Origin of the sequence: Occallatibacter sp. (assembly GCF_035317045.1) — a bacterium.
Lineage (GTDB): Bacteria > Acidobacteriota > Terriglobia > Terriglobales > Acidobacteriaceae > Telmatobacter.
The window spans coordinates 43,243-66,508 of the sequence record NZ_DATHHT010000039.1 but is presented as its reverse complement, the minus strand read 5'-3'; the positions used below and the strand labels follow the sequence as shown (position 1 = coordinate 66,508).

Here is a 23,266-nt window from a genome sequence, read left to right as displayed (position 1 = left end):
CCGGAGCACGAGATTACTCTGTCGTCGCGATCGCTTCGCAGATCTCCTCCATCGCAGGAAGCTCGACCACGCTTCCCGGCCTGTGTCCATTCACCAGGATCGAAAAGGCCAGCGTCTTTCCGCTCGCCGTCTGCAGATACCCCGACAATGCATTCGTCTCATTCAGGGTGCCTGTCTTCGCCCATAGCTTTCCCCGGAGCGGCGAATTCCGAAAGCGCCCGTAGAGCGATCCATCAACACCGGCGACCGGGAACGTCGCGCGCCATGGCACTCCCCACGCCTGCCGCGTTGCAAACGACAACAACTGCGTATAGGCACGCGGAGTGATGCGGTCGTCCATGCTCATACCCGAGCCATCGTAGAAAAAGAAGTCTCCATCGCTCACGCCAGCGTCCACCAGGAACTGCCGCACCACGCGCGCGCCCTGCGCCAGACTTCCATCCTTGGCGAAAGTCTTGCCGAGCAGCCGCAGCAGAAGTTCCGCATGCAGATTCTGGCTCACCTTGTTGGTCACCATGATGTCCTGCGCAACCGGCACCGAGATGTGCTTTGCCAGTACCTTGCGTTCATTCAGCGGAGCCTCAACGGTCTCGAGCATGCGGGGTGCCAGCCTTAGAGCCTCGGAACGCTCTGCATTAAATTCTCCCGTCCCCGTCGGCAGTCGGTGTGCTGAAGTCGGATCCCCATTGACCTTTACGCCCCGGCGCAACAAAGCATCCTTGAATGCCGAGGCCATGAACTCGGCCGGATCCTCGATCGCCAGCGGCGCGTGCAGGCCCTGGGGCGGTGTCGTTCCCCAGGCCCTCACCAGCAGACTCCCCGGCCTGCGCTCGAGGCCCGGATGCGCGACATCCCCGGTCTGCGCCATCGTCATCGAGTTTTCGAACGTGTAGTAGTCGACGTCAGGCGACCATTGGGCCAGGGTCCCGCCGGGCTTTGCGGGATCTGCTGTCACCGTCAGTTCAATCGTATTGTCGGCAAACGAAAGCGCCGAAGCGGGCGCCCCATAACCCCATTGCAAGTCGTCCCACGCCCACGCGGTTCCATAGGGCTCGCTGAGATAAAAGCTGTCGTCGCCCACCACGGCGCCCTCGACGGTGCGCACTCCGGCCTGCTCCACCTGCTCGGCCAGCAGGTCCAGGACATTGAGGGCGCTTGGTTCAGCCTTTACCTCCTGCGGCGTGGGAGTGGCGGCCGGCTTCCCGGTGGGCGACTTCGCCGGAGGATTTTGGGGTATCGGCGGCGGTGCAGGCTGAGATGGCGGCTTGTAGGGATACTGCCGCGCGCTCATCGTGGGATCGCCCGAGCCCAGGATCAGGATGTTGCCGTGAAGAACACCTGAAGAATCGATGTCGCCGCCCGCAACCACATCCGTGGTCCACGTAAGGCTCTCCACCGGCAGCAGCGCAAATGCAGCGGCGGTGGTGGCAAGCTTTGCATTCGAGGCAGGCGTAAACAGCTTGCCCTCGTTGAGTCCGTAGATCGGCTGTCCGTCGAGCGTAGTCACGCTGATGCCGAATTCCGCGTGGCTGAGCGCGGGATCGGACAGGATCGCCTGAATGCGGTCGGCCATCGCTCCCTTTGCCGGCGCAGCATGTACCGGGCGTCGTGCGGAGGCAGGAGTATGGTGGGTCTGCGGAAAAGTGCAGGTGGCGGAGAAGAGAAGCAGAGCCGGGCAGAGCGCCAACATTCGCCGGATGGGGAACATGCAGGGAGTTTAGCAGGCCGCGATTCGTGAATGCCCCTGCCGCCGGATGCAGCCGTACCCATAGAATCGAATCGGACATCTGATGGTGCCGGGTCAGGGTCCATGTAGATGTTTTCGATGCGATGACTCCTTCAGGACGCACCATCTCGCACTGGACGCTGCGGACACGCTCGCTCGACTTGGGCCGGCGAACGCTGGTGATGGGCGTCGTCAACATTACGCAAGATTCTTTCAGCGACGGCGGACGATTTCTCGATCCTGAAGCCGCGGTGGCGCAGGCGCTCACGCTACTCGACGATGGCGCTGACCTGCTCGATTTGGGCGCGGAAAGCACCAGGCCCGGATCCCGTGCCGGCAATCCCACCGAAGCCGAGGTCACCGCCGAGGAAGAACAGGCGCGGCTGCTTCCAGTGATCGAGGGCATCCTCAAATACCGGCCCGATGCGATTCTTTCCGCCGACACCTACAAGTCCGACACTGCGCGTGCCGTACTCCTGGCCGGCGCCGAAATCATCAACGACGTAAGCGGATTCACGTGGGATGGAGCGATGCCGCATGTCTGTGCGAAATCAGGATGCGGCGTGGTGCTGATGCACACACGCGGCCGGCCCGAAGAATGGCGTGCGCAGGCGAAGTTGCCTCCCGATACGCTCATTGAAACCATCCGCGCCGGGCTTTCGGAGAGTCTTGCGATTGCTGCGCGCGCCGGCATCGTCGCTGAAGCAGTGATACTCGATCCCGGCTACGGCTTCGGCAAGAAATTCGACGAGAACTACACAATGCTCGCACGCCAGGAAGAATTCCTCGCGCTCGGTTGCCCGCTTCTCGCGGGTCTATCGCGGAAGTCCTTCCTCGGTCACACCCTGGCTCCCCTTTTCGGTGGCGACGCGGCCCCGGTCGAGTCCCGCGAAATCGCCGGCATCGCAGCGCTCGTTACGGCAATCCTGCACGGAGCGTCGATCGTCCGTGTGCACGATGCTCGTCCGGCAGTCGAAGCCGCGCGCATCGCCGATGCCGTGCTCGCTGGAAACTAGACAACCTCACCTAATTTTTTCATCGGCTGAGATCATGTGTCTATCGCTTCGACATCGCATGTAGCTTGAGAACCGTGTTCCAGTTGCGTGCGGTTCCCATCACGCCAATGGCTTTGTCGAGTGCCTTTCCGGTAAACTTCGTCTCTGCCGCGCCGTCCGGCAAGTGCAGGTAGAGAGCGTCCCCGGCAAGGTGATACCGGTCTCGGCGCTTGGGGTACGTCGTAACGATGCGATCAAGTCCGGCCACCGCCAGTGGCCCGGCCGGTCCAGCCAGGAACGCGACATGCACCAACGCGCCTTTCGCCGCCGCTTCGGCCGCATAGGGATTCTTGCGGATCACGCGCTCCATCTGCTCTTGCGTGCGGACCACCACTCCGCATGGAGCGCCCATCAGCTTCTCCAGGCCGGCTGCCACGGCCTGCGCGACCTTGGCAGCGGAGCCCTTCGAGTCCACGACTGCATTGCCGCTCTGAATGTACGTCTCGACGTTCTCAAATCCCATCCCGGTCAGCATCTTTCTGAAGTCGGTCATCGGCAGCTTGCCGTGGCCGGCAAGATTGACGGCACGAAGAAGAATCACATAGGTCGGCATGGCCATACTCCTCTGCTGCCGTATCGTACATATGTCCGGGGCGGTTTCAGAAATCAGATCGGCAGAGACGAAACATGCAACCAGATTATTGCTTTTCTGTGGCCAGGTAAACTACAACGCCGCTCAACAGCGCCGCCGTTGCCAGTGCGGGCAGCACGATCCAGCCCATGCCGCCGGACTTCGAAAGCGCGGACGGCACCAGCGCATCGAGATGAAGCGCCTGCGGCAGATCCTCGAGCCATGCCATCACCAGGGTTCCCTTCCACACGAGACCACCCGCCGCAACAACGATCAAGAGCATCAGCGCGAAGATCTGCGCACCCAGAATCGGCCGCCCAACAGTCTCGATTGCCGCATTGCGTCGCCGCAGCTGGGCGCGCCACCACAAGGCGCCGGGAGATTCAAGATGTGGGATGTCCAGTGTCTGCTTGCGTGAAGCCTGCAGCGCCTGGGTCACAAGCACAAGATCGGAGCAGCTTCGGCACGTCTCGACGTGCGTGCGCAGTTCCTCCGGGCACGCCTCAGGCCAGTAGCCCTGGCGCAGCAATTCCGTCACCTCTCGCTCGCGCGCGCATGTGAACGGGCTCATGCTTCCTCCTTCTGACGGAGCAAACGTGCCATCTTGCGTCGCGCGCGAAACAGCAGCAGACGGATGCTCGCCGAAGCCAGCCCCGTCACTTCCGCAATCTCGTGGTGTGAGTAGCCCTCGGCATACGCCAGCCAGAGCAGTTGCCGATCTCGGGGCCGCATCTGCGCCATCGCCGGGCCCAGCATCGCCAGCGAATCTGCGTGGCCTTCGCCGCAGCGCGCTGTAAACAACTCTTCCGGCATATCGTCAATCGACGATGACCGCGGACGCCGCCAGTGATCGCGCAACAAATTGGTTGCTATTCGAAACAGGTAGCGCCGTGCCGCCACTTCGCCATCCGAAGGATGATTGGCGCACAGAAAGCGCACATAGCTCTCCTGCGTCAGGTCGTCGGCAAGTGTGCGATCGCGGCTTACGCGCGCGAGGTAAGCCCAGAGCGATCGGGCCGAGCGTGCATAAAAACCGGCGAACTGCTCGTTATCCATCGCCGCGGCGGACGCGCCGGCCGCGAGGGGTTGCCCCTCGCCTGCCAGCACGTTCGGAATGGTCGATTCCCAGGGCATGGGTCTCTGCTTCCTCACCTTCACCGCGCTCCCCGCAACTCACTGCCTGTCCTTGAATCCCGAGGAAGCGCCGAGGGGCGGATCGAACCTGTTTTGCGCGGCCGAGTCAGCGGGCATCAGGCCCAGCTTTGCCGCCAGCAGCCACGAAACGCCTGCTGAGATGATAAAGCCGATTCCGGGCATCAGCACGACCGTTCCGAAAACCAGCATGGGCGTGTCCATATCGGGCCCCGCATGCCGCAGCGAGAGCAGCCCAATGCCCAGCAGCACCATCACAATGCCAGCCTGCAGCGGCGTGAGGATGCGCGCGACGGCGCTCGGCATGCGGCGGTCCTGCTCGATCCCAACGGGAATCGGCGCCGCTTCAAGAAACTTTCTGCCCGCCTCGGTCTCCATGTAGGAGGCCAGTTCCTGGTTGCTGGTGAACTTGTCGATAAGCTTGCCGTGGACATCGCTCTGCAGCTTGAAGATGCGGCCCCAGCGGCGATTCTCGACGAACATGCGAGCCAGCACGAAGATGCCGGTCAAGCCGCACGCAAATGCCAATAGCGGCACCGTATCGCTCCAGACCCGATCAAAGCTCGACATTTGTGGCTGGGAACGATACACATCTGGCCAAACTGCGCGCTCCAGCGCCTCATCGGGCTGTCCGCCTTCATGCTTGAGATGGGAAAACAGGTAGAACTCGGGATTCCGCGCCACATCGGGATGCGCGGCGAGAAACGCTGCCAGTTGCGGGTTGTTCCGCGCGACGTACTCCTGGTTTGAGAGCAGCGAAGGATCGTGCGAGACCACGGTGGTCAGGGTAGGGCTCAGCCGCAGCAACTGGATCAGTTCCGACTGATTCGCCGCCACATCGCGCTCGTTGGGAACCGGCTCCAAGCTCGGTACCTGCGCGGCCCCCGGGGTGGAAATGCGAGGCTGGGCCGCTCCCAGTGTGGCCAGAAGCAGTGCGGAAAGAGCAACGGCAGAAAGGATCCGGTAGACCAGGCGACGCGTTTGCATTGTTTTCCCCCGAAATCGAAGAGGCCTTCCCGGCCCTTCTATCCAGACAACGGACGAGCCTGTGGCATGGTTAACAACGTTTATTGGCTGGCATCCGGACCACCTTGGGGGTGTAGGGCATTCCCCATAAGGAGTATTTAAGTAACAGCGAGGGGAGGTTACTTTGTACGTAGCCCCAGACTGTACTTTTGGGTCCAAACGATGTGTTCCGGGAATCTCCCCGACCGATTCCAGAGCAGAGGAGACAAGCGACACAATGGACGATCATTCTCAGAGCGGGAGACTTCTGGCCCGACTCAAGCAAAGCTACGCAGATCGCCGCAACACCCTTACCTGGGCCCTCTTTATCTGGTCCTTCGCGGCCGTCGGATTCGCACTTTTTCTGCCTTTTGATGCCACCATGCTCCGCTCTGTCGGCGTTGCCGTAGGCTGGTCCGCCGTCCACCTCATCCGCAGGGCCTGAGGGAGGGGCATCGGGCATCCAGCGTGGGATAGAATTCCCGCCATGCCTTCCGCGCACAGCAAGGCGACCATTATCAGCATGGCGATCGTCGCCACGGGTATAACCGTGCTGCTGCACGAGGGGGTTGGCCATGGCGTCACCTCCTGGCTTCGCGGCGGAGTCCCCATCGAACTCACTAGCAACCATCTCTCAAGCCTGCATGAGGATCGATGGGTCGAGGCGGGCGGGACGCTCGTCAACCTCGCTGCCGGCACATTGGCGCTGCTGGCGACACACGCTGCCGGGACGCGCGCCAGCCTTCGCTACTTCTGCTGGCTGCTGGCCGCGCACAATCTCTTCTCCGGCACCGGCTACTTCATGTTCTCCGGCATCTTCGGCTTCGGAGACTGGGAGCAGGTGATTACAGGGCTGCCCCACCAGGCCTTGTTGCGCACGGCAATGGCGATCGTTGGCCTCGGTCTCTACGTGCTTGTCGCATGGCTGCTCGCCCTTGCGGTTCGGCCCTTCTGCTCCACGCGTGCCGCATACAACGTCATCGGCCGGCTTCCCTATCTCGCCAGCTGCATCTTCAGTTGCGCTGCCGGAATGTTCGATCCGCTGGGCATCAAGCTGCTGCTGGAGTCCACCATCCCGGCCGCGTTTGGCGGATCCTCGGGCATGCTCTGGCTTGACGGAATGATTCCGAGGCCGCTTCCTGAGACGTCGCTTGTGGTGCCGCGTCAGGTGGCATGGTGGGTAGGCGCGGCTGTTTTTGGATCTGCCTATATCGTCATCCTCGGCCGCGGAATCGAGATCGCGCACTAGCCGAAACTCGGCCTTGGCCGTTCGAATCTGCTCCCGATAACGGAGGCGAAGACAAGACGAAAGTCCTGTCGTTTACTATATATACACTTCTCCGACGTTTACAAAATGCGCTAAACTCCTCAGTCTGCGGGTCTGCGCTTCCTGTGCTCTTTCCGGCCCGCCTTTATTGGAGGTCTCATGGCACGTCCTTATTGGTCGGGCAACGTTCAAATCTCGCTCGTGGCATTTGGAGTGAGCCTCTACGTCGCCACCGAAAGCAAGGGCCAGATCAGCTTTCACCAGATCAGCCGCCGCACCGGCGAACGAATCCGCCATCAGAAAGTGCTCGAGAGCGCGGCCGAAAGCAAAGAAGCCACAACCGCGGTCGAGAACGATGAGATCGTGAAGGGCTACGAATACAGCAAGGGCAAGTACGTCATCATCGAGCCCAGCGAACTTGAAAACCTGCGCATCCCCTCCAAGCACACGATTGCTGTATCGCAATTTGTCGAAGTTGCCGACCTGAATCCCGAATACGTTGAGAAGCCATACTTCGTAACTCCCGAAAACGACATGTCCGCCGAAGCCTTCAACGTCGTCCGGCAGGCCCTGGCGAAAACCGGCAAGGCCGCCATCGGCAAAGTCTCGTTCTCAGGCCGCGAAAACGTCATCGCCCTGGTGCCCGCGGGCCCCGACAGCCCCGGCATGATGGCCTACACCCTCCGCTATCAGAACGAACTGCGCAACCGCGCCGACTACTTCCGCGACATCAAGCAGCCAGCCATCGACTCCGACTCTCTTCAGCTCGCTGAGACGCTCATCGCACGGATGTCGAGCAAACTCGACATCAACAAGTTTGAGGACGGCTACGAAACAGCGGTCAAGGCCCTCGTCGAAGCGAAGGTGAATCATATGCCTGTTCCCATTGACGAAGCGCCGCAACAGAGACCAAGTAATGTGGTCAGCCTTATGGACGCCCTGCGCAAGAGCATCGGTTCGGACAAGGTCTCGGCCAAGAAACCGCCCAAGAGCGCAAAACCACCAGCCAAAGGCATCGGCATTGTGAAGACGCCTGCCAAGTCCGCCAAACGCAAATCGGCCTGATCAACCGCGCCCAGGCAAAGCTGATTTAGAGCCCGCTCAGAGACCGGTCCAGCCGGATGGCATCACTGTCCTTTCGCTTGATCTCGTATATGCCGCAGCATGCTTGGATTGGCACTCCTGCTCGCAGGCAACTTCCGTCTGCGTCGCCGGCGATTCGATCATGGGGAGGCATAAGATGACTGGACCTCGTTGTCTGCGGTTCACCGCCGTCTCGCTGATCGCACTCTTCGTCGTGTACCCCGCGAACGCACAATCTGCTCACGACAAAGAACCCGCCCTCACCGAGGCCCCAGCCCTCGTGAACACCTGCCTGGTCACGAAAAACATGAAAGAGATGGTCAAGTTTTACGCTGCTATTCTCAAACGGGACGCGCAAATGTCAGGCGAAGATTACGCCGAGTTCCACACCAACGTTGGTGCCCTGGCCATCTTCTCGGCCGAGGCGCAGGAACGTTATATTCCAGGCTCAGCTACAGCAGCGAGCAACAGGAGCATCATCCTTGAGTTCAGAGTTGCCGATGTCGATGGCGAATACCAAAGGCTGCGGGACGTCGTGAAGATCTGGGTCAAGCCACCGACCACGCAGCCTTGGGGAACTCGATCCATTTACTTCCGCGACCCGGATGGGAATCTAATCGACTTCTACTCTCGACCGGATTCGAAGTAACCCTCATCCGATTCACGCCTAACGATCCCGTCGCCTGAAATGGCAAGGGCCGGACGCCTGAAGGCGCCCGGCACCGAATGCCCGTCTGGGCTACTTCATTGCCACTTCAACCGTCGCGTCGGTCGAATCATTGCTCGCAACCTCGCGTTCCCGCGGTGGCTGTGGCGCAGAAACCCTGGTCGTCCACGACCGTCCCCAAGTCGGCTTCTGGGGACACCACGCCGTCACCGCCGCAGGTCTGTACGTCCTCGATAGCGACGCCGATCCTCACCCCACCATCGATTTTTACAATTTCGCAACAGGCAAAATCTCGCCTGTGCTCACTCTCGACGAGCGCCCCGTGCGCCTGCAGCCCAGCCTCAGCGCCACCGCCGACGGCAAGACCCTCTACTTCACCCAGTACGACCGCCAAAGCGTAATCAAAATGATGGAATTCGCGCCTTAGGCAACCGGATTTCGTTGACTCTCCTGCCCGATGTACAAGAAATTGAACCCAAATCCCTGGAAACGTTCTTTCGTTGACGCGCACTATCTGTGCGGGTAGACTCCGAGCCATTCGAGCGGCTCGTCGCCGAGTGTCCCTCTCTGCCGCCGAACCTACCTGGAGGATTCACAATGTTCCCCCTTTCGAAGCGCGTTGCGCTCTTGCTCGCTCTCACCCTGTCCGCCACGCTCCATGCCGCCGACTACACCTATCAGCAGACCACCCAGCTGACGGGCGGCTCGCTGATGAAGATGATGAAGTCCGTCGGCTTCATCAGTTCGCAGGCGCGCCATATGGGCGACCCGATTGTCTCCACGATCTACTTGAAAGACAACCGGCTTGCCAACGTTTCACCCGAGTCCATCGAGATCATTGATCTTGACAAGGAAACGATCACCCATGTCGATGTGCAGAAAAAGACCTACACGGTGATGACGTTTGACCAGATGAAGCAGGCCATGGCAAACGCGCGCGCGCAGATGGAAAAGCAGCAGCCCGCGCAACCCGCGGCGCAACCGGCTCCGGATCCCAACGCGCAAAACGTGAAGATGAGCTTCGACGTGAAGGTGCGCAAGACGGGTGCGACCAAGCAAGTCAGCGGCCTCGATAGCAGCGAAGCCATCCTCACCATGACCATGACGGCCACCAACACTCAGAGCCAGCAGTCAGGTAACATGGCGATCACCAACGACATGTGGCTGGTGCCCGCGATTCCCGGCTACGACCAGGTGCGCGATTTCTACATGCGCATGGCGTTGAAGATGGCCGATTCCAGCACTATCGGACTCGGCTTCGACTTCAGCAAGATGCTGGCGCAAAACCCCGGCGCCGGACAGGCGCTCGGTGACATGGCCAAGGAGATGCAGAAGTTGGATGGTGTCCCGATCATGCAGGTGATGCGCATGGGAACGACGACCAACGGCCAGCCGCTACCCGCAGCATCGGAAGCACCGACGCCTGCCGAGCCAGCCGGCCCAAGCAAAGGGGACGTGGCAAAAGCCGGACTGAGTTCTGCGTTGTCCAGCCGGCTCGGTGGTTTCGGCTTCGGCAAAAAGAAGCAGGATCCGCCTCCGGACCAAAATGCAGATCGAAACGCAGCCCAGGCTCAACCGACCAGCGCCATCCTGATGGAAACGCAGATCACCACTTCGAACTTTTCGTCGGCGGCGGTCGACCCATCGCACTTCGACGTTTCGGCGGGATACAAGCTGGTGGCCCCGCCGACCCCGACGCCTCCGGCCCGTGCGCAATAGAACTCTGAACTACGAACCATGAACTCAGAACTGTCCGTCGTCCTTCTCCTCACCGATTCTTTCCCACGCAGGGTTTAGAATCGTTCGTGGCGCAGCGGTGATTGTGTCGCGATTTTTCCTGCACAACCGCGTGGTGACTGCAGGCGAAATTGTGTGATTTTTCAGGGAAGCGGGCAGGGATGCGAGCGAAGACGGCAGTTGTATTGGGCGCCCAGTGGGGCGACGAGGGCAAGGGCAAGATTGTGGATGTGCTGAGCGAGCGCTTCAGCGCCGTGGCGCGCTACGCCGGTGGGCACAACGCAGGGCATACCGTGATCCACGGCACCCAGAAGTTCGTATTGCAGCTTATCCCCTGCGGCGTGCTGCGGCCGGGTTGCAAGGGCGTAATTGGCAATGGCGTCGTTCTTGACCCTATCGCCTTCCTGAAAGAAGTCGCCAAGCTGCGCGGACTGGGCGTTGAAATCGACGATCAGCTGTTTGTTTCGAATCGCGCGCAGGTCATTTTGCCCTATCACCGCATGATCGAGCTGGCGGCTGAAAGCGCGCCGGGACGCAAGCGTATCGGCACCACCAGCCGCGGCATCGGCCCCGCCTATGAAGACAAGATGGCGCGCAGCGGCCTGCGCATCGTGGACCTGCTCAACACCTCGCTGCTGCGCCAGCACATCGAGGCCGCCTGCGGCGAAAAGAACGCCATCGCCCACGCCTTGTTCGGCACCGATCCGCTTGATCCCGAAAAAATGTACGAGGAGTACGCTGCCGCTGCCGAAGAGGTGCGCCCGTTTGTTACCGACACCGGCCGCATGCTCCACAAGATCATTGCCGAAGGCGGTTCCGTAATGTTTGAAGGCGCGCAGGGCACGATGCTCGACATCGATCACGGCACTTATCCCTTTGTGACGTCCTCGTCGGCGACGGCGGGCGGCGCAGCAACCGGTACCGGTGTGGGGCCGACGGCGATCGGTACGGTGATCTCGGTGACCAAGGCGTATGTGACGCGCGTTGGCGAAGGTCCGTTCCCGACAGAGATTCACGATCCGATTGGCGACCAGCTACGCGCACGCGGCAACGAGTACGGTGCGGTGACGGGAAGGCCGCGGCGCTGTGGATGGCTCGACATTCCGCTGCTGCGCTATTCGAACCAGGTGAACGGAGCGGAGTGGCTGGTCGTAACGAAGATGGATGTGCTCGACGAGCTCGAGGATATCCCGATCTGCGTTGGCTACCATCTCGACGGCAAAGTCAGCGACGAGATTCCGGCGGACGTGCAGGGACTGGAACGCATCAAACCGGTGTATACAACGCTCAAGGGATGGCGCTCATCCACAGAAGGCATCACTGAATTTGATAAGCTGCCGAAAGCCGCGCAGGAGTATCTTCGCTTTCAGGAGCGCGAGAGCGGTGCGAAGATCGGCATGGTTTCCACGGGCCCCGACCGCGAACAGACGATGGTGCTTCCGGAGTTTGCCGCTGCACTCGACGAGATTCACGCATAGACTGGACTGACGGACCGCAGTATTCACCTTGGTTTGAGGAAGTGCTCCCCATGATCAGCTTTACTGTCCGGATGAGGTTTGCCCAGGAAGATCGGGCGGAGATTGCCGAGATTCTGCAGGCGCTCACCGAGGCTTCGCGTCTTGAGCAGGGATGCGTCAGCTTTATTCCGCACTGGGTGCAGGGCGAGCCGTGCGCCGTGTTGATCTACGAGCAGTACAAGGACCAGAAGGCCGAAGAGGCCCACCGCCAGTCGACGCACTTCAAAAAGTACGCGGTGGCCGGTCTCTACCAGAAGATGCTGGAGCGCAGCCGCGAAGATCTGGCCGCGCTGGCGTAAGAGGGTCGTCCTGCAAGAATTGCGCGCTCTTTCTGATATTCCCCGGGTGGATCCTCGAGTGAGCTAAGGTCTTCAGACTCTGAGACAATCCGCGCAAAGATCAGAAGCCGATCTTCGGTCAGTCAAACTATCGTGAGTGAACATTCCTTTGGTCACATCGTCGAATGACCTAAGGATTTCCGTTAAGGGAACATTCACATGGCGTGCATTGACCATCACAGCAATTCGGGGCTACCATCCGTTACGCTTATGGGAATGCGGAGGGCGAGCTCGCCAACGAACAGGGAAAGTTGTCTTGCGATATGCTTTGCCCTCTTGATATTGCTGTTTGCGGCGGTTCGGTTGCCCGCCATGCCGCGCGCAGAGAAGCATGAGACGCGTCACCAGATCGAACACCTCGAAGATGCCTGGCGCAATGCCGTTCTGAAGGCAAATATCACGGCGATGGATGCGCTGCTCGCCGACGACTACATCGCCATCTCTCCGACCGGCATCCTCCAATCCAAGGAACAGGCGCTCGCCAACCTTCGATCCGGCACCATGCACTTCAAGTCCATCGAGCTTACCGACAGAAAGATTCGTATATATGGAACGACCGCTCTGGTGACCTCGCGTGCCGAAATCAGCGGCACAGGTCCGGAGGGCGAAGTCTCCGGCAGCTACCGATACACGCGGGTGTATGTAAAGGACCCGCGCGGCGTCTGGCGCATCGTAAGCTTCGAGGCCAGCAAGATTCGCGAACCCGGAGAACCTCACTAGCGCGGATCCGCAACGCATTCCGAGGAATCATCCGAAGATGCGCCCAGGCCTCTCCCTCTAAAATAAGCCGATGCCTGAACTGCCTGAGGTGGAGACGATCGCACGCGGCGTCGACGCGCGTGTGCGTGGCGACCGCATCGTCGACGCCTGGTTTGGCACGCATCGCGAACCCTTCAAGACGCCGGCGGCCCAACAGGCCAAAGGGTTGCGTGAGCGGAAGATTGTTGCCGTCCACCGGACCGGCAAGCACATCGTGGTCGAGCTTGGCGGCGATGAGGTCGCACGCAGTGGGAAGAAGCACTCAAATATGCAGTATTCCACGATAACCGCACAGTGGATTGTGCACCTGGGCATGACGGGAAGGCTGCTGGTTACAACCCCGGACGCGCCGGTTGCGAAACACACGCATGCCCGGCTGACGCTCGCGAGCGGACGCGAGCTGCGCTTCGTCGACCCGCGCCGGTTCGGCCGGCTGGAGTTCCGGGACTTGCGCACAGGGCAAGGCTTCGCGGGACCGGGTGCGGAGCCGCTAACCATCGAACCGGCGGAGTTTGCAGAACTATTTCGCGGACGAAAGCTGGCAATCAAAGCAGCGCTGCTGAATCAAACCCTGTTGGCGGGAGTCGGAAACATCTATGCGGATGAGGGGCTGTTTCGCGCAGGAATCCGTCCGCGGCGCCGGGCGGGCCGGCTCACACGTGAGGAACTCGAGAAACTGCGGCGGGCGCTCCGTGCGGTCTTGGAGCACGCCATCCAGCTCGGCGGCTCGTCGGTTTCCGACTATGTCGACGCCGAAGGAGTGCGGGGATTTTTCCAGTTGGAGCACTGTGTCTACCAACGCACAGGGGAGCCTTGCCTGCGGTGTGGCAATGTGATCAAGCGGATCGTGGTGGCGGGAAGAAGCACTCATTACTGCGCGCATTGCCAGCGCTAAACCTTGCTGGGCAAAATCGAGCCCCATTTGCGCGCGTTTCTCTATGCCGGTCGTGTCCAGCGGCTTGGGGGTTCGTCGAGTCCTTTTCGAAGCGCAATCTACTATTTTTTGAAGTCCTGCGCCGCAGGTTTACCAGAATCCAAACAGCCATGCCCATGCGATACTCGCAACTCGATGAAATCAAACAAAATTCAGAACGGCACGTCGATTGCTACTTGGAAGGTGCCAGTGATGTACCGGCTGCTGGAGAGATTCCGGCCAGCCCGCAAAACAGCAGACGCTCGGCAAGAGCAGCCGCCAATGAAGCGGTAGACCGGCCGGGAGAGCCTGTAAGAGGCGCGGTGGAAATAACCACCGCCCGTAATTTGCTGGGAGGCCAGTGACCAGCGCAGGGACGCAAAACGCCACTCGACTGAGTGGCGTTTTGTGCGTTTGGGCGATTCGACGTCTCGGTCCAGCTGCAGTCGGGTTCCTTCGCGGTTACGCTTGTACTGCCATTGTGGAGCGGTGACTACTTGCGCAGTGGCGTGGGAGTCTGTAGTATCGAGATTGCCTATCAAGCGGCTGAAGCGAACCACCCGGATCAGGGCAGAGCCGGCTCGCCGCTTACAAAAGATACTTCGCAACCAGAATCAGCCGAACAGGCCGAAGCGGCGAAGAATCCTATAGGACAGGCATCACCCCAGGAAACGCAGGCCGAGTCGCACCGATCAGAACAACCGGAGAATGCTGTTGAGGTGGGTCGGGCAGAAGGCTTGAACGTTTTGAATGGATGTTTGGCCCTGGAGTCGCATCGAAGGAATAGCGGTCATTCCCGGCAGGGATCCTGGCGGCAAGCAATTGTCGATCGAACAAACGGGAATGCTGCAATGCGCGGGGCAGGAAAGGTTAACCCACCGTTAGCGCGTCGTGGGTACGCAAATGTCGTGGTAGATTGCGTTCGAGAACACTGCTCCCCGACACATTGCGCGGCTTCAACGAAAAGCGGAAAGCTACCCGCCGAGGTGCCTCGCGTCTGAGCGAGACGTGCGGCCGATATCTGAAATTTCAGCAGCCCCAGTAATGGAAGAGCTGAAGCAAGAAAAGTAATGCAACCCATAGCAAAGTGCCAGGAAGTGCACGCATGACAACAGAACCGACGATACCCCAGCCCGAGCTGGGGTCGGCCCAGGCGAATGGCCAGGGACAGTCGCAAGGACATCGGCGCCGCAGGCGTCGTCGCAAAAACAAGGCGAACCCGCAAGGTGGTCAGCCGCAGGGGCAGGTTCAGCAGAATCAGCCGCCGCCCGCTCAGCCCCAGATGCAGGCTCCGCAGCAGCCGCAACAACAAGGCGGCCCGCCAAAGCAGGGTTCAGGCCGACACCGAAAAAAGAAGAAATTCTTCCAGCAAAAAACCAATACGCCTCAGCCGCAGCCGGGCAACAGCATCACCCCGCAGCATAACGGCCGGCGCAAGGAGAGGCAGAGGGGCCCGCGAACATTTGTAGGTCCGATGGACCACAGCTATCGCACCGTGAATGGCAACGTAGCAGACGGGCCGCCTTCGACGATTCCTACTGCAGGCAACGGGCACCACGGTTACTACAACGACGTGAACGTTGGTTCGCCGGCAGTCCCGGTGAAGGCCGATGCCCCCACACGCATCTTCTGTTTTATCGAGGACCTGTTCTTCCAGGCGAAGATTCAGGAGACAGCCAAGAAGCTTGGCGTCAAGGTGGAGTTCGTGAAGGGCGAGAAGGAAACCATCTCGCGCATCATCGACGCTCCCGAGGGAGAGAAGCCAACCCTGGTGGTCTTCGATCTCAACAACTTGAATGCAAAACCGATGACGCTGATTCCGAAGTTCAAAACAAAATTCAAAAAGGCGACATCAATTATTGGATTCCTCAATCATCTGCAGGGCGATCTGAAGATGAAGGCCATCGAAGCCGGATGCGATACGGTGATGCCGCGCTCGGCATTCTCGCAGAGCCTGCCCAACCTGCTGCGCCGATATGGATTGGAAGAGGAAGACGAGTACGTGTCGCAGCCAGTCTAAAAACACGGAATAGGAAACAACGAAGAGGGCGCCCGCTTTGATGCTGGAGCCCTCTTCTATTTTGTAATCAAGGATCACGCGGTCCGAGACTCTTTCTCTTCCCTACGTCCTGCAGTTACCCCGGCGGCCAGGACATCGGTCGTCCGCCGAGCAGGTGAACATGGAGATGGTCGACGGTTTGGCCGCCATCGTCTCCGGTGTTGATAACGGTGCGGTAGCCCTTGGTCAACCCCTTGCTGCGCGCAATCTCCGCGGCCACCCAATGCAGGTGGCCGACCAGCGATCTCTGCTCTTTGGTCATATCAGCCATCGAGGTGATGTGCTCGCGTGGAACGATCAGCACGTGCACAGGCGCCTGAGGATTGATGTCGGCAAAAGCGTAGCACTGATCGTCCTGGTAGACGGCCTTGGTGGGAATGCTTCCTTCGATGATCCCGCAAAAGAGGCAGCTCATGACTAAGGGAAGTCTATCGCAGCCGCGGGTCGGATCAAGTTCGATCCGGATCGCGGCGCTCGCGCTTCACCGCTTCTTCCCGGGCGTCAAGAAAACGTCGAATCACCTGGGACAGATTTCGCTTGAAAGGGCGAACCGAAGTGAAAGGAATATCGACAAGCCGATGCTTTCCGCTTCGTTCCATGAGCTGCGCAACGCGATGATTTCGATCGACATTCATCACAACGAAAAAGCCGCTTCGTCCGTCGACCTGGACGACCTCCCCCAGGATCGGGATTTTGCCGGAATGCCGATCAGATTTAATAACAATGCAGGATATATCGGAACTCACCGAACACCTCAACAAAATGAGTGACTTCCGGCGACGCTTTTCTAGACACGACCGCACCTAGAGAGAGATGCCATGGTGGAGAGCGAGGTTGTTTGTGACGGGCGTATCTGCTTGATTACGTTGGTGAAATTGCACTTATGAGTATGATGCCTGGCTTTTCATCGTCTCTGCGGCCCGCGTCAAGAAACCACGGGTTCAAGCCCGTAGCACTATATAGCGGAGAAGAGGCCGTCGAACTCGCAGGGCGGTTTCGGCCCGATGTGGTGCTGAGCGACATTCGCATGAGCCGGATGGACGGAATCGAGGCAGCGAAAGGCATTCGCATGCTGCATCCGGAATGCAGGATCATCCTGTTTACAGCCCACACCGTATCAACTGCGTTGATCAAATTGATTCGCGGTCTCGGGTTCGAGCTTTTGCAGCGACCTCTGCATCCGGAACATGTGCTCACTGCGCTCTCCCGGCATCCTGACGGGCGGGGACATAGGTAGATCGACTTCTACGAGCCCACGGCCTGGATTGGATTCGTTGAGGTGTTCAAAATTCGGTCATAACGTAACTGTCGAATGGGCACTAAAGTATCCAATCAATTACCCCAACAGTGGATTGACTCGAGAACAGCTGCAACGTAGCTTCAGGCTAGAGTGCATCGGCATCGAGCAGGTGTTGTCTGCACTTCAAAACAGAAAGCCCGCCGTCAGGCGGGCTTTCTGTGCCTTGGAAGCTTCGGCTTGGCTAGATTCCCTCTGACCCTGCGGTGCATCGGCTTTTGCCACTTAGGTGGCCTAATGTGCAACTGGCGCGGTCGCGGGCGCAACCGGGCATGGGCCGTAATCTCGATTGAGCTGTTCTACTCTGAAGACTCCCGGGCCAGTGCTGTCTTTGGTCTTCTTGATCTTCGATCCGTGAATCTTCACCTTGTCGCCCGCCATGATGCTGGCGGCGTCGCCTTCAAGCGCGTAGGTCTTTCCGTCACTGGTGCGCAACTCGAGCCCGTTGGCGCTGCTCGTCACGCATCCAGTCACGATGTGATGGCTGCGGCTGATCTCGACCGGAACGATGATTGCCACGGCGATGACAGCGCCGATACCGACAGCGGCGCCTACGACCTCGCCCGTGGATGGACCGATGTGGCCCTGGCATTGGGTGGGCGCTGTTGAGCCCGAGCAGAGGAGAACGGTAAGGCCGGCAAAAGCGGTGATGCCCAGGCGCCGGCCGGGAGCTGCGAACCGCTTTGACGTGGTTGAAGAGCTGGAGTCCGGTCGAGTGATCTGCATGCTGGCCTCAATTCGCAAAGAGGGGAATCAGGGAAGTTCCCGAAGGATGGCCCATATCCGCAAGGCCCGCATGGGCCGAACAGGCGCGATATCGCTCTCAAGGGAAGCTGATTGAGAGTAGCAGCAGTTTCACATTACGCAAGAATTATTGCGCCTTTGTTATCGGGATCGACTTAGCTGGTGTGGTCCACGATGATCTTCCAACCATGTGGGCCTTTGCGCCAGACGAGGGAAAAGATGCCGTCGTCTTTCTTGGCTTCGCCGTGCGCCGTACGTTCGAGATGGAATTTGCCGGTGACGACGGCATACTCTGTCTTCCCGCAGGAGTTGGGCAGCAGGCGAACTTCGAGGTCGTTGAAGCTGAGTTTTCCCATCTGTTCGGGGGTGGTGTAGTTGAGCATGTAGCGCTCGCGAATGGGCTTGAATCCCTTCCGCAGCGTGAGGCCGATAAAGGTAGTGTCGGGCGAGTCCTCGTAGGCCTGCATGAAGGTGGGGATGTCGGCACGGTTCCAAGCCTCGGACTGGGCATTGATGACAGTGCGAATCTCAGTTTCGTCAGCAGCAGCGGCCGCGGCCTGTCTTGCAGATTGCGCAGGAAGTGCCGGTGCGGTGGCGAGGAGAAGAAGGAAGAGGAACGGCAGGGCGCGTTTCATGGGCTGACCTCCGAGGCTGGGGGACTCGCAATCAGCTTACAATGGCTCAATGACGGCAGCGGTTGCCACTTCTCCATTTCGCGTAGTGCACACGGTTTGCTCGCACGACTGCCCGGATAGCTGCGCCGTGCTCGTAACCGTGGATGACGCAGGACGAGCCGTAAAGCTGCAGGGCGATCCATCGCAGCCGGTCACACAGGGGTTCCTGTGCGGCAAGGTGGCGAAATACTTAGACCGGGTCTACGCGCCGCAGCGCATTCTTTATCCGCTCCGCAGGAAGACCGGCGTTGCCAAGGGACCCCTGAAGCGAGGCGAGGAGCACGATGCCTTTGAGCAGGTCACCTGGGATGAGGCGCTGAGTGCCATTGCGGCCAGGTTGCAGCAGGTCAGCGATGCCTATGGGCCGGAGTCCATTCTGCCCTACAGCTATGCGGGCACCATCGGGCTGCTCGGATTCGGGTCGATGGACCGGCGGTTCTTTCACCGGCTCGGCGGGAGCCAGCTCGACCGGACGATCTGTTCTGAGGCCGGGGGCGTTGCCTGGAACCTGGTGTACGGCAAGAAGCTCGGAACGCCTACGGAAGATTTCAGTCTGGCAAAGTTGATCGTCGCGTGGGGCGCGAACATCCACGGCAACAATATTCATCTTTGGCCCATGGTGGAGCAGGCTCGGCGTAACGGCGCGCGGCTCATTGTCATTGACCCCTATAAGACGCGCACGGCAGCGCTGGCAGACTGGCATATTGCGATCCGGCCCGGTACGGATGCGGCGCTGGCGCTGGGGATGATGCACGTGATCCTCCGCGAAGGCTTCGAAGATCGCGCCTACATTGACCAGATGACGCATGGAATTGCGCAGCTGTCCGAACGGGCGCGCGAGTACACGCCCGAGCGCGCCGCAGCGTGGACAGGAATGACCGCTGCCGAAGTGGAGCAGCTGGCGCGCGAGTACGCCACCACGCGGCCGGCGGCGCTGCGCCTGAACTATGGCGTGCAGCGCAGCCAAAACGGTGGCACCGCGGTGCGCGCGATTGCCATGCTGCCGGCACTGACCGGAGCGTGGAAGTATCGCGGGGGCGGCGGTGCTCTGTCGACCTCCGGCGCATTTGCGTGGAACAAGCGGGAACTGGAGCGGAGGGACCTGGCGCTCGATTCGCCTCTGGGACGCGAGGCGCGTGTGGTGAATATGTCGGTGCTGGGACAGGCGTTGAACCAGGGAATAGGGAGTAGGGAACAAGGAGTAACAGGCAGCGCTGTTGAGCACGATGCCGACGTGCTGAGCGGAGGGCCGCCGGTGCATGCGCTGTTTGTATACAACTCGAATCCAGGAGCGGTTGCGCCGAACCACAACGCGGTGCGCCGCGGGCTGGCGCGGACGGATCTGTTTACGGTGGTGCACGATCTGTTCTTCAACGACACAACCGACTACGCGGATTACGTGCTGCCGGCAACGACATTCCTCGAACACACCGATATTCAGGGCGCTTACGGGCACTACTTTGTGCAGCTGTCGAATCAGGCCATCGAGCCGCCGGGCGAGGCGCGCTCGAATGTGTGGCTCTTCAGCCAGCTGGCACAAACCATGGGCTTCACCGAATCGTGCTTCCGCGACACCGAAGAGCAACTGGTCCGGCAGGCGCTGGCGATCGGACTCGATGGTCGTTCAAAAAATCCTGGCATGGAACACATCAGCTTCGAGGACTTAGCGGAGCGGGGCCACATTCCACTGGCATTTCATCGTGAGCCGGAGAGCGCGCCGTTTCTGCCGTATACGTCAGAGCGGTTGCCGACGCCCTCGGGCAAGATCGAGTTTTACTCGGCAGCGCTGGCTGCCCAGGGGCAGGATCCGCTCCCCGGCTTCACTGCGCCATCCGAATCGCGCTGGGGTGAAGGCGCGAAGCGCTTTCCGCTGGAGTTTCTTGGCCGCAAGGCAGATAACTATATGAATTCGACGTTCGCGAATCTTGACGGACACCGCAAGATGGAAGCGCGGACCAGCCAGCGGCTCGAAATGCATCCCACGGATGCGACGGCCCGGGGCATCACGGATGGCGACAAGGTGCGTGTGTGGAATGATCGAGGAGAGATTCTGCTGACGGCGCTGGTCGATGGTAGAGTTGCCGAGGGTGTAGTGGCAGGGCGGTTGGACTGGGCCAAATTCAATGACGGCGGCGTGAATGTGAACGCGCTGACGAGCGAGCGGCTGACCGATGTTGGCGCGGGAGCCACGTTCTACTCCGTGCTGGTGGAAGTGGCGAAGGCATGACCTTCGCAGGCTGTTTGGATTGACCGCGTTTTTTAAAACTGGTGGGTCGATCGTACCCGAGTACGGCGAGTGCGTAAGTGCTGCCGGATGTCTGATAAAAGGCGGTAAACTGGTTCTATGTCTTGGATTGGCTTTTTAGTTGTTCTGGTACTGGTCCTTGGTTACATGTACATGAAGCGTGCCGGCCAGGTCTCTTCGAAAGATGCCTCGGAATACCTGAAGAACGGAGCGATCATTGTCGATGTCCGAAACCCGAATGAATTTGAGGCAGGGCACTTGATGCGGGCGCAGAATATGCCGCTGGATCGGATTGAAATGCTCGCGTCCTCGATAGTCAGCGATAAGAACAAGCCGCTGCTCCTGCACTGCTCCACCGGGGTACGCAGTTCGATGGCTAAGAAAAAGCTGGAAGCTCTCGGGTATAAGAACGTCTTCAACCTGGGATCGTATGAGCGTGCCGGCAAAATTATCACCGGCAGCTGATCGCGAGAATCTCTCACAATAGAGCCATGGAAGCTGCGTTTCACTTGCGTCTTGCGACGGAGGAGGATGTTCAAGCGCTGCATGCGCTGATTGAGGCCTCTGTGCGCGGGCTACAGGCTGACGACTATACGCCGGCGCAGATTGAAGGTGCGTTGGGCACAGTGCTGGGGCTGGATACACAACTGATCCGCGACCGAACTTACTTCATCGTTGAGATCCCGGACCAAAACACGAAAGCGCGGATCGCCGCCGGGTGCGGCGGGTGGTCGAAACGGAAGACGCTGTTCGGCGCCGATGCTGGACCAGGCCGCGAACCAGAACTTCTTGATCCGAGCACCGATGCCGCGAAAGTGCGGGCGATTTTCGTGCACCCTGACTTTGCGCGGCAGGGTCTGGGTTCGCTGATTCTGGAGACCGTCGAGAATGAAGCGCGCGCGGCGGGGTTCCGCCGGTTCGAGATGGGGTCGACGCTGACGGGTGTTCCGCTCTACAGGCTGAAGGGCTACGTTGAGATTGAGCGCATCGCGGTGCCGCTGAAAAACGGCGAGGCGCTGCCCGTGGTGAAGATGGTGAAGAGCGCGAACTGACGGCACCTGCCTTAGGTCACGTTGCTGAAGGGATCCTCCAGAGAGGGACACTGCGGCGTCAGTAGCTCGGCGCCGTTCTCGGTGACGTGCATGTCATCTTCGAGGCGAATGCCGAACTGGCCGGGGATATAGATGCCGGGTTCATCACTGAAAGTCATCCCTTCCTGAAGTTTCGGGTTCAGATCCCAACCGAACATGTCATTGCGCACGAGGTACGGCCACTCGTGGCCGTCCATGCCAATGCCGTGCCCAACCCGGTGCGTGAAGTACTTGAACCCCGCGCCGTATCCGCCGTCGACGATGACTTTGCGCGCGGCGGCATCCACATCGGTCGTCGGCACTCCCGGGCGAGCAGCAGCGAGCGCCGCGGATTGCGCTCGCTGCACAAGTTCGAATACGGCTTTCATCGTGTCGGTCGGTTTGCCGAGCACGAAGGTACGCGTGATGTCAGAGGTGTAGCCTTCGACCGCGCAGCCGTCGTCAAGCATGAGAATCGAGCCCTCGCGAAGCGTCTGCGGCTTGGCTGAGCCGTGCGGCACTGCCGTGAACTCGTCGACGTTGAGACTGGCTTCGCCGTCGAAGGCGACACGATGGTAAGCAGCGGCGACAAGCGAATGTACATCGGGAGTAGTCATGCCGGGCGTGAGCGACTGCGCAACCGCGCGATAAACAAGCAGCGTGGCCCGGCACGCAAGGCGCATGCAGTCGAGCTCGTGCGCCTCTTTGATCATGCGGCAGCCGGCAGTGATGGGCGTGGCTGAAACGAGATTCAGGTGCGGGTTGGCTGCGCGGATGCCTTCGGAAAAGACAAAGGCCATGTGCTCGTCCAGGCCAATAGTACCGCTGCTGAGGTTGCGCTCTGCGAGTCCCTTGCCCAACAGCACATAAGGGCTTTCATCTTCCTGCCAGGTCAGCACGTCGACGTTGCCGGCGAGCGGCCCCGCGGAAAGCAACTCGTGCGCCCGCCCCTCCTCGAACGTCGGACAAGCCAGGAACGCCCTTCCGCGCGCCGGGATCACAAGCGCCCACAACCGTTCACCGCCATAGAGCCGCAGGTCGGCAAAATAGACAGAAGAACTGGTCGAATTGGCGAGGACGATCGCGTCGATCTTCGCAGAGGTCATGAGCCGGCGGGCGCGCTCAATACGGCCCTCCCGCTCCGCGTTGGTGAAAGGCCTCGCTTGGCTGGAGAGATTCGGTAACGCGGCAATGGCGGCCGGAACCTCTTTGCCGGCATTGGCCTGGGCCGCCCGCGATGGCAGGGCAGTAGCTGCTACAGTTGCGGTCGCGACACCGATAAAATTGCGGCGCGTAAGTGCGGGTGGGTGTGGCATGGTCCTCCGGGGAAAAGCGCGACGATGGTTGCTTTCAGGGTAATCGGTTCGACCGGGCAACAAACCCTCAT

At 60.1% G+C, this 23,266-nt stretch carries 26 protein-coding genes; 17 read left to right on the top strand and 9 right to left on the bottom strand.

Going from position 1 to position 23,266, the window contains the following annotated elements:
* Positions 1 to 13: 13 nt before the first annotated feature.
* Positions 14 to 1,573, bottom strand: a complete 1,560-nt coding sequence (gene dacB / locus VK574_RS18680) for a D-alanyl-D-alanine carboxypeptidase/D-alanyl-D-alanine endopeptidase (RefSeq protein WP_472801388.1) — start codon at positions 1,571 to 1,573, stop codon at positions 14 to 16.
* A gap of 257 nt (positions 1,574 to 1,830) precedes the next feature.
* On the opposite strand from dacB, the gene folP reads away from it, so the two are divergent.
* On the top strand, positions 1,831 to 2,742 hold the full coding sequence (gene folP / locus VK574_RS18675) for a dihydropteroate synthase (protein ID WP_472801387.1): 912 nt from the start codon (positions 1,831 to 1,833) through the stop codon (positions 2,740 to 2,742).
* A gap of 40 nt (positions 2,743 to 2,782) precedes the next feature.
* Here folP and VK574_RS18670 read toward each other — a convergent pair whose 3' ends face one another.
* The 4 genes from VK574_RS18670 to VK574_RS18655 form a co-directional block, all read right to left on the bottom strand.
* Entirely contained in the window at positions 2,783 to 3,334 is a 552-nt protein-coding gene (locus VK574_RS18670; protein WP_472801386.1) for a DUF1697 domain-containing protein, read from the bottom strand.
* Positions 3,335 to 3,419: 85 nt separating this feature from the next.
* A complete protein-coding gene (locus VK574_RS18665; protein WP_472801385.1) occupies positions 3,420 to 3,923 on the bottom strand; it encodes a hypothetical protein in 504 nt (167 codons plus the stop codon).
* Positions 3,920 to 4,486, bottom strand: a complete 567-nt coding sequence (locus VK574_RS18660; protein WP_472801384.1) for an RNA polymerase sigma factor — start codon at positions 4,484 to 4,486, stop codon at positions 3,920 to 3,922. Before VK574_RS18660 ends, VK574_RS18665 begins: the two co-directional genes overlap by 4 nt.
* A gap of 39 nt (positions 4,487 to 4,525) precedes the next feature.
* Complete coding sequence (locus VK574_RS18655) at positions 4,526 to 5,491, bottom strand: hypothetical protein (protein ID WP_472801383.1); 966 nt, start codon at positions 5,489 to 5,491, stop codon at positions 4,526 to 4,528.
* Positions 5,492 to 5,747: 256 nt separating this feature from the next.
* Here VK574_RS18655 and VK574_RS18650 point away from each other — a divergent pair, with 256 nt between their 5' ends.
* The 11 genes from VK574_RS18650 to VK574_RS18600 all read left to right on the top strand — a co-directional run bounded on the left by VK574_RS18650 (position 5,748) and on the right by VK574_RS18600 (position 15,810).
* A complete protein-coding gene (locus VK574_RS18650; protein ID WP_472801382.1) occupies positions 5,748 to 5,954 on the top strand; it encodes a hypothetical protein in 207 nt (68 codons plus the stop codon).
* 42 nt (positions 5,955 to 5,996) lie between these two features.
* Positions 5,997 to 6,758, top strand: a complete 762-nt coding sequence (locus VK574_RS18645) for a hypothetical protein (RefSeq protein WP_472801381.1) — start codon at positions 5,997 to 5,999, stop codon at positions 6,756 to 6,758.
* Between the two features lie 177 nt (positions 6,759 to 6,935).
* Positions 6,936 to 7,841 (top strand): non-homologous end joining protein Ku, encoded by a 906-nt coding sequence (gene ku / locus VK574_RS18640; RefSeq protein ID WP_472801380.1) that lies wholly within the window; start codon positions 6,936 to 6,938, stop codon positions 7,839 to 7,841.
* Between the two features lie 175 nt (positions 7,842 to 8,016).
* Positions 8,017 to 8,508: a VOC family protein gene (locus tag VK574_RS18635; RefSeq protein WP_472801379.1), complete on the top strand. Its 492-nt coding sequence runs from the start codon at positions 8,017 to 8,019 to the stop codon at positions 8,506 to 8,508.
* Positions 8,509 to 8,638: 130 nt separating this feature from the next.
* On the top strand, positions 8,639 to 8,953 hold the full coding sequence (locus VK574_RS18630) for a hypothetical protein (RefSeq protein ID WP_472801378.1): 315 nt from the start codon (positions 8,639 to 8,641) through the stop codon (positions 8,951 to 8,953).
* Positions 8,954 to 9,123: 170 nt separating this feature from the next.
* Positions 9,124 to 10,245 carry a hypothetical protein gene (locus VK574_RS18625; protein WP_472801377.1) on the top strand — a complete coding sequence of 374 codons (1,122 nt, stop codon included), beginning with the start codon at positions 9,124 to 9,126 and terminating at the stop codon, positions 10,243 to 10,245.
* Between the two features lie 179 nt (positions 10,246 to 10,424).
* Positions 10,425 to 11,741 (top strand): adenylosuccinate synthase, encoded by a 1,317-nt coding sequence (locus VK574_RS18620; RefSeq protein WP_472801376.1) that lies wholly within the window; start codon positions 10,425 to 10,427, stop codon positions 11,739 to 11,741.
* A 50-nt stretch (positions 11,742 to 11,791) separates the two neighbouring features.
* Positions 11,792 to 12,079: a putative quinol monooxygenase gene (locus VK574_RS18615; protein WP_472801375.1), complete on the top strand. Its 288-nt coding sequence runs from the start codon at positions 11,792 to 11,794 to the stop codon at positions 12,077 to 12,079.
* 351 nt (positions 12,080 to 12,430) lie between these two features.
* On the top strand, positions 12,431 to 12,838 hold the full coding sequence (locus VK574_RS18610; protein WP_472801374.1) for a nuclear transport factor 2 family protein: 408 nt from the start codon (positions 12,431 to 12,433) through the stop codon (positions 12,836 to 12,838).
* Positions 12,839 to 12,908: 70 nt separating this feature from the next.
* Positions 12,909 to 13,772 carry a bifunctional DNA-formamidopyrimidine glycosylase/DNA-(apurinic or apyrimidinic site) lyase gene (gene mutM / locus VK574_RS18605; protein WP_472801373.1) on the top strand — a complete coding sequence of 288 codons (864 nt, stop codon included), beginning with the start codon at positions 12,909 to 12,911 and terminating at the stop codon, positions 13,770 to 13,772.
* A gap of 1,123 nt (positions 13,773 to 14,895) precedes the next feature.
* Entirely contained in the window at positions 14,896 to 15,810 is a 915-nt protein-coding gene (locus VK574_RS18600; protein WP_472801372.1) for a response regulator, read from the top strand.
* Positions 15,811 to 15,925: 115 nt separating this feature from the next.
* On the opposite strand, the gene VK574_RS18595 is transcribed toward VK574_RS18600, so the two are convergent.
* Positions 15,926 to 16,264: a histidine triad nucleotide-binding protein gene (locus tag VK574_RS18595; RefSeq protein WP_472801371.1), complete on the bottom strand. Its 339-nt coding sequence runs from the start codon at positions 16,262 to 16,264 to the stop codon at positions 15,926 to 15,928.
* Between VK574_RS18595 and VK574_RS18590 the strand changes: the two genes are divergently transcribed.
* Positions 16,263 to 16,619 (top strand): hypothetical protein, encoded by a 357-nt coding sequence (locus tag VK574_RS18590; RefSeq protein ID WP_472801370.1) that lies wholly within the window; start codon positions 16,263 to 16,265, stop codon positions 16,617 to 16,619. The two genes, VK574_RS18595 and VK574_RS18590, sit on opposite strands and share 2 nt — an antisense overlap.
* Before the next feature lie 113 nt (positions 16,620 to 16,732).
* Positions 16,733 to 17,086, top strand: a complete 354-nt coding sequence (locus VK574_RS18585) for a response regulator (protein ID WP_472801369.1) — start codon at positions 16,733 to 16,735, stop codon at positions 17,084 to 17,086.
* A gap of 294 nt (positions 17,087 to 17,380) precedes the next feature.
* Here the strand turns inward: VK574_RS18585 and VK574_RS18580 are convergent, their stop codons facing one another.
* Positions 17,381 to 17,872, bottom strand: a complete 492-nt coding sequence (locus tag VK574_RS18580) for a DUF5818 domain-containing protein (RefSeq protein ID WP_472801368.1) — start codon at positions 17,870 to 17,872, stop codon at positions 17,381 to 17,383.
* A 173-nt stretch (positions 17,873 to 18,045) separates the two neighbouring features.
* Entirely contained in the window at positions 18,046 to 18,525 is a 480-nt protein-coding gene (locus VK574_RS18575) for a YybH family protein (RefSeq protein WP_472801367.1), read from the bottom strand.
* A gap of 49 nt (positions 18,526 to 18,574) precedes the next feature.
* Between VK574_RS18575 and VK574_RS18570 the strand changes: the two genes are divergently transcribed.
* The 3 genes from VK574_RS18570 to VK574_RS18560 all read left to right on the top strand — a co-directional run bounded on the left by VK574_RS18570 (position 18,575) and on the right by VK574_RS18560 (position 21,861).
* Positions 18,575 to 20,791 (top strand): molybdopterin-containing oxidoreductase family protein, encoded by a 2,217-nt coding sequence (locus VK574_RS18570; protein ID WP_472801366.1) that lies wholly within the window; start codon positions 18,575 to 18,577, stop codon positions 20,789 to 20,791.
* Between the two features lie 117 nt (positions 20,792 to 20,908).
* Positions 20,909 to 21,274, top strand: a complete 366-nt coding sequence (locus VK574_RS18565; protein ID WP_472801365.1) for a rhodanese-like domain-containing protein — start codon at positions 20,909 to 20,911, stop codon at positions 21,272 to 21,274.
* A gap of 44 nt (positions 21,275 to 21,318) precedes the next feature.
* On the top strand, positions 21,319 to 21,861 hold the full coding sequence (locus VK574_RS18560) for a GNAT family N-acetyltransferase (RefSeq protein ID WP_472801364.1): 543 nt from the start codon (positions 21,319 to 21,321) through the stop codon (positions 21,859 to 21,861).
* 11 nt (positions 21,862 to 21,872) lie between these two features.
* Here VK574_RS18560 and VK574_RS18555 read toward each other — a convergent pair whose 3' ends face one another.
* The gene (locus tag VK574_RS18555) at positions 21,873 to 23,195 is read right to left on the bottom strand and encodes a M24 family metallopeptidase (RefSeq protein ID WP_472801363.1); all 1,323 of its coding nucleotides are present in this window, start codon (positions 23,193 to 23,195) and stop codon (positions 21,873 to 21,875) included.
* Positions 23,196 to 23,266: the final 71 nt, after the last annotated feature.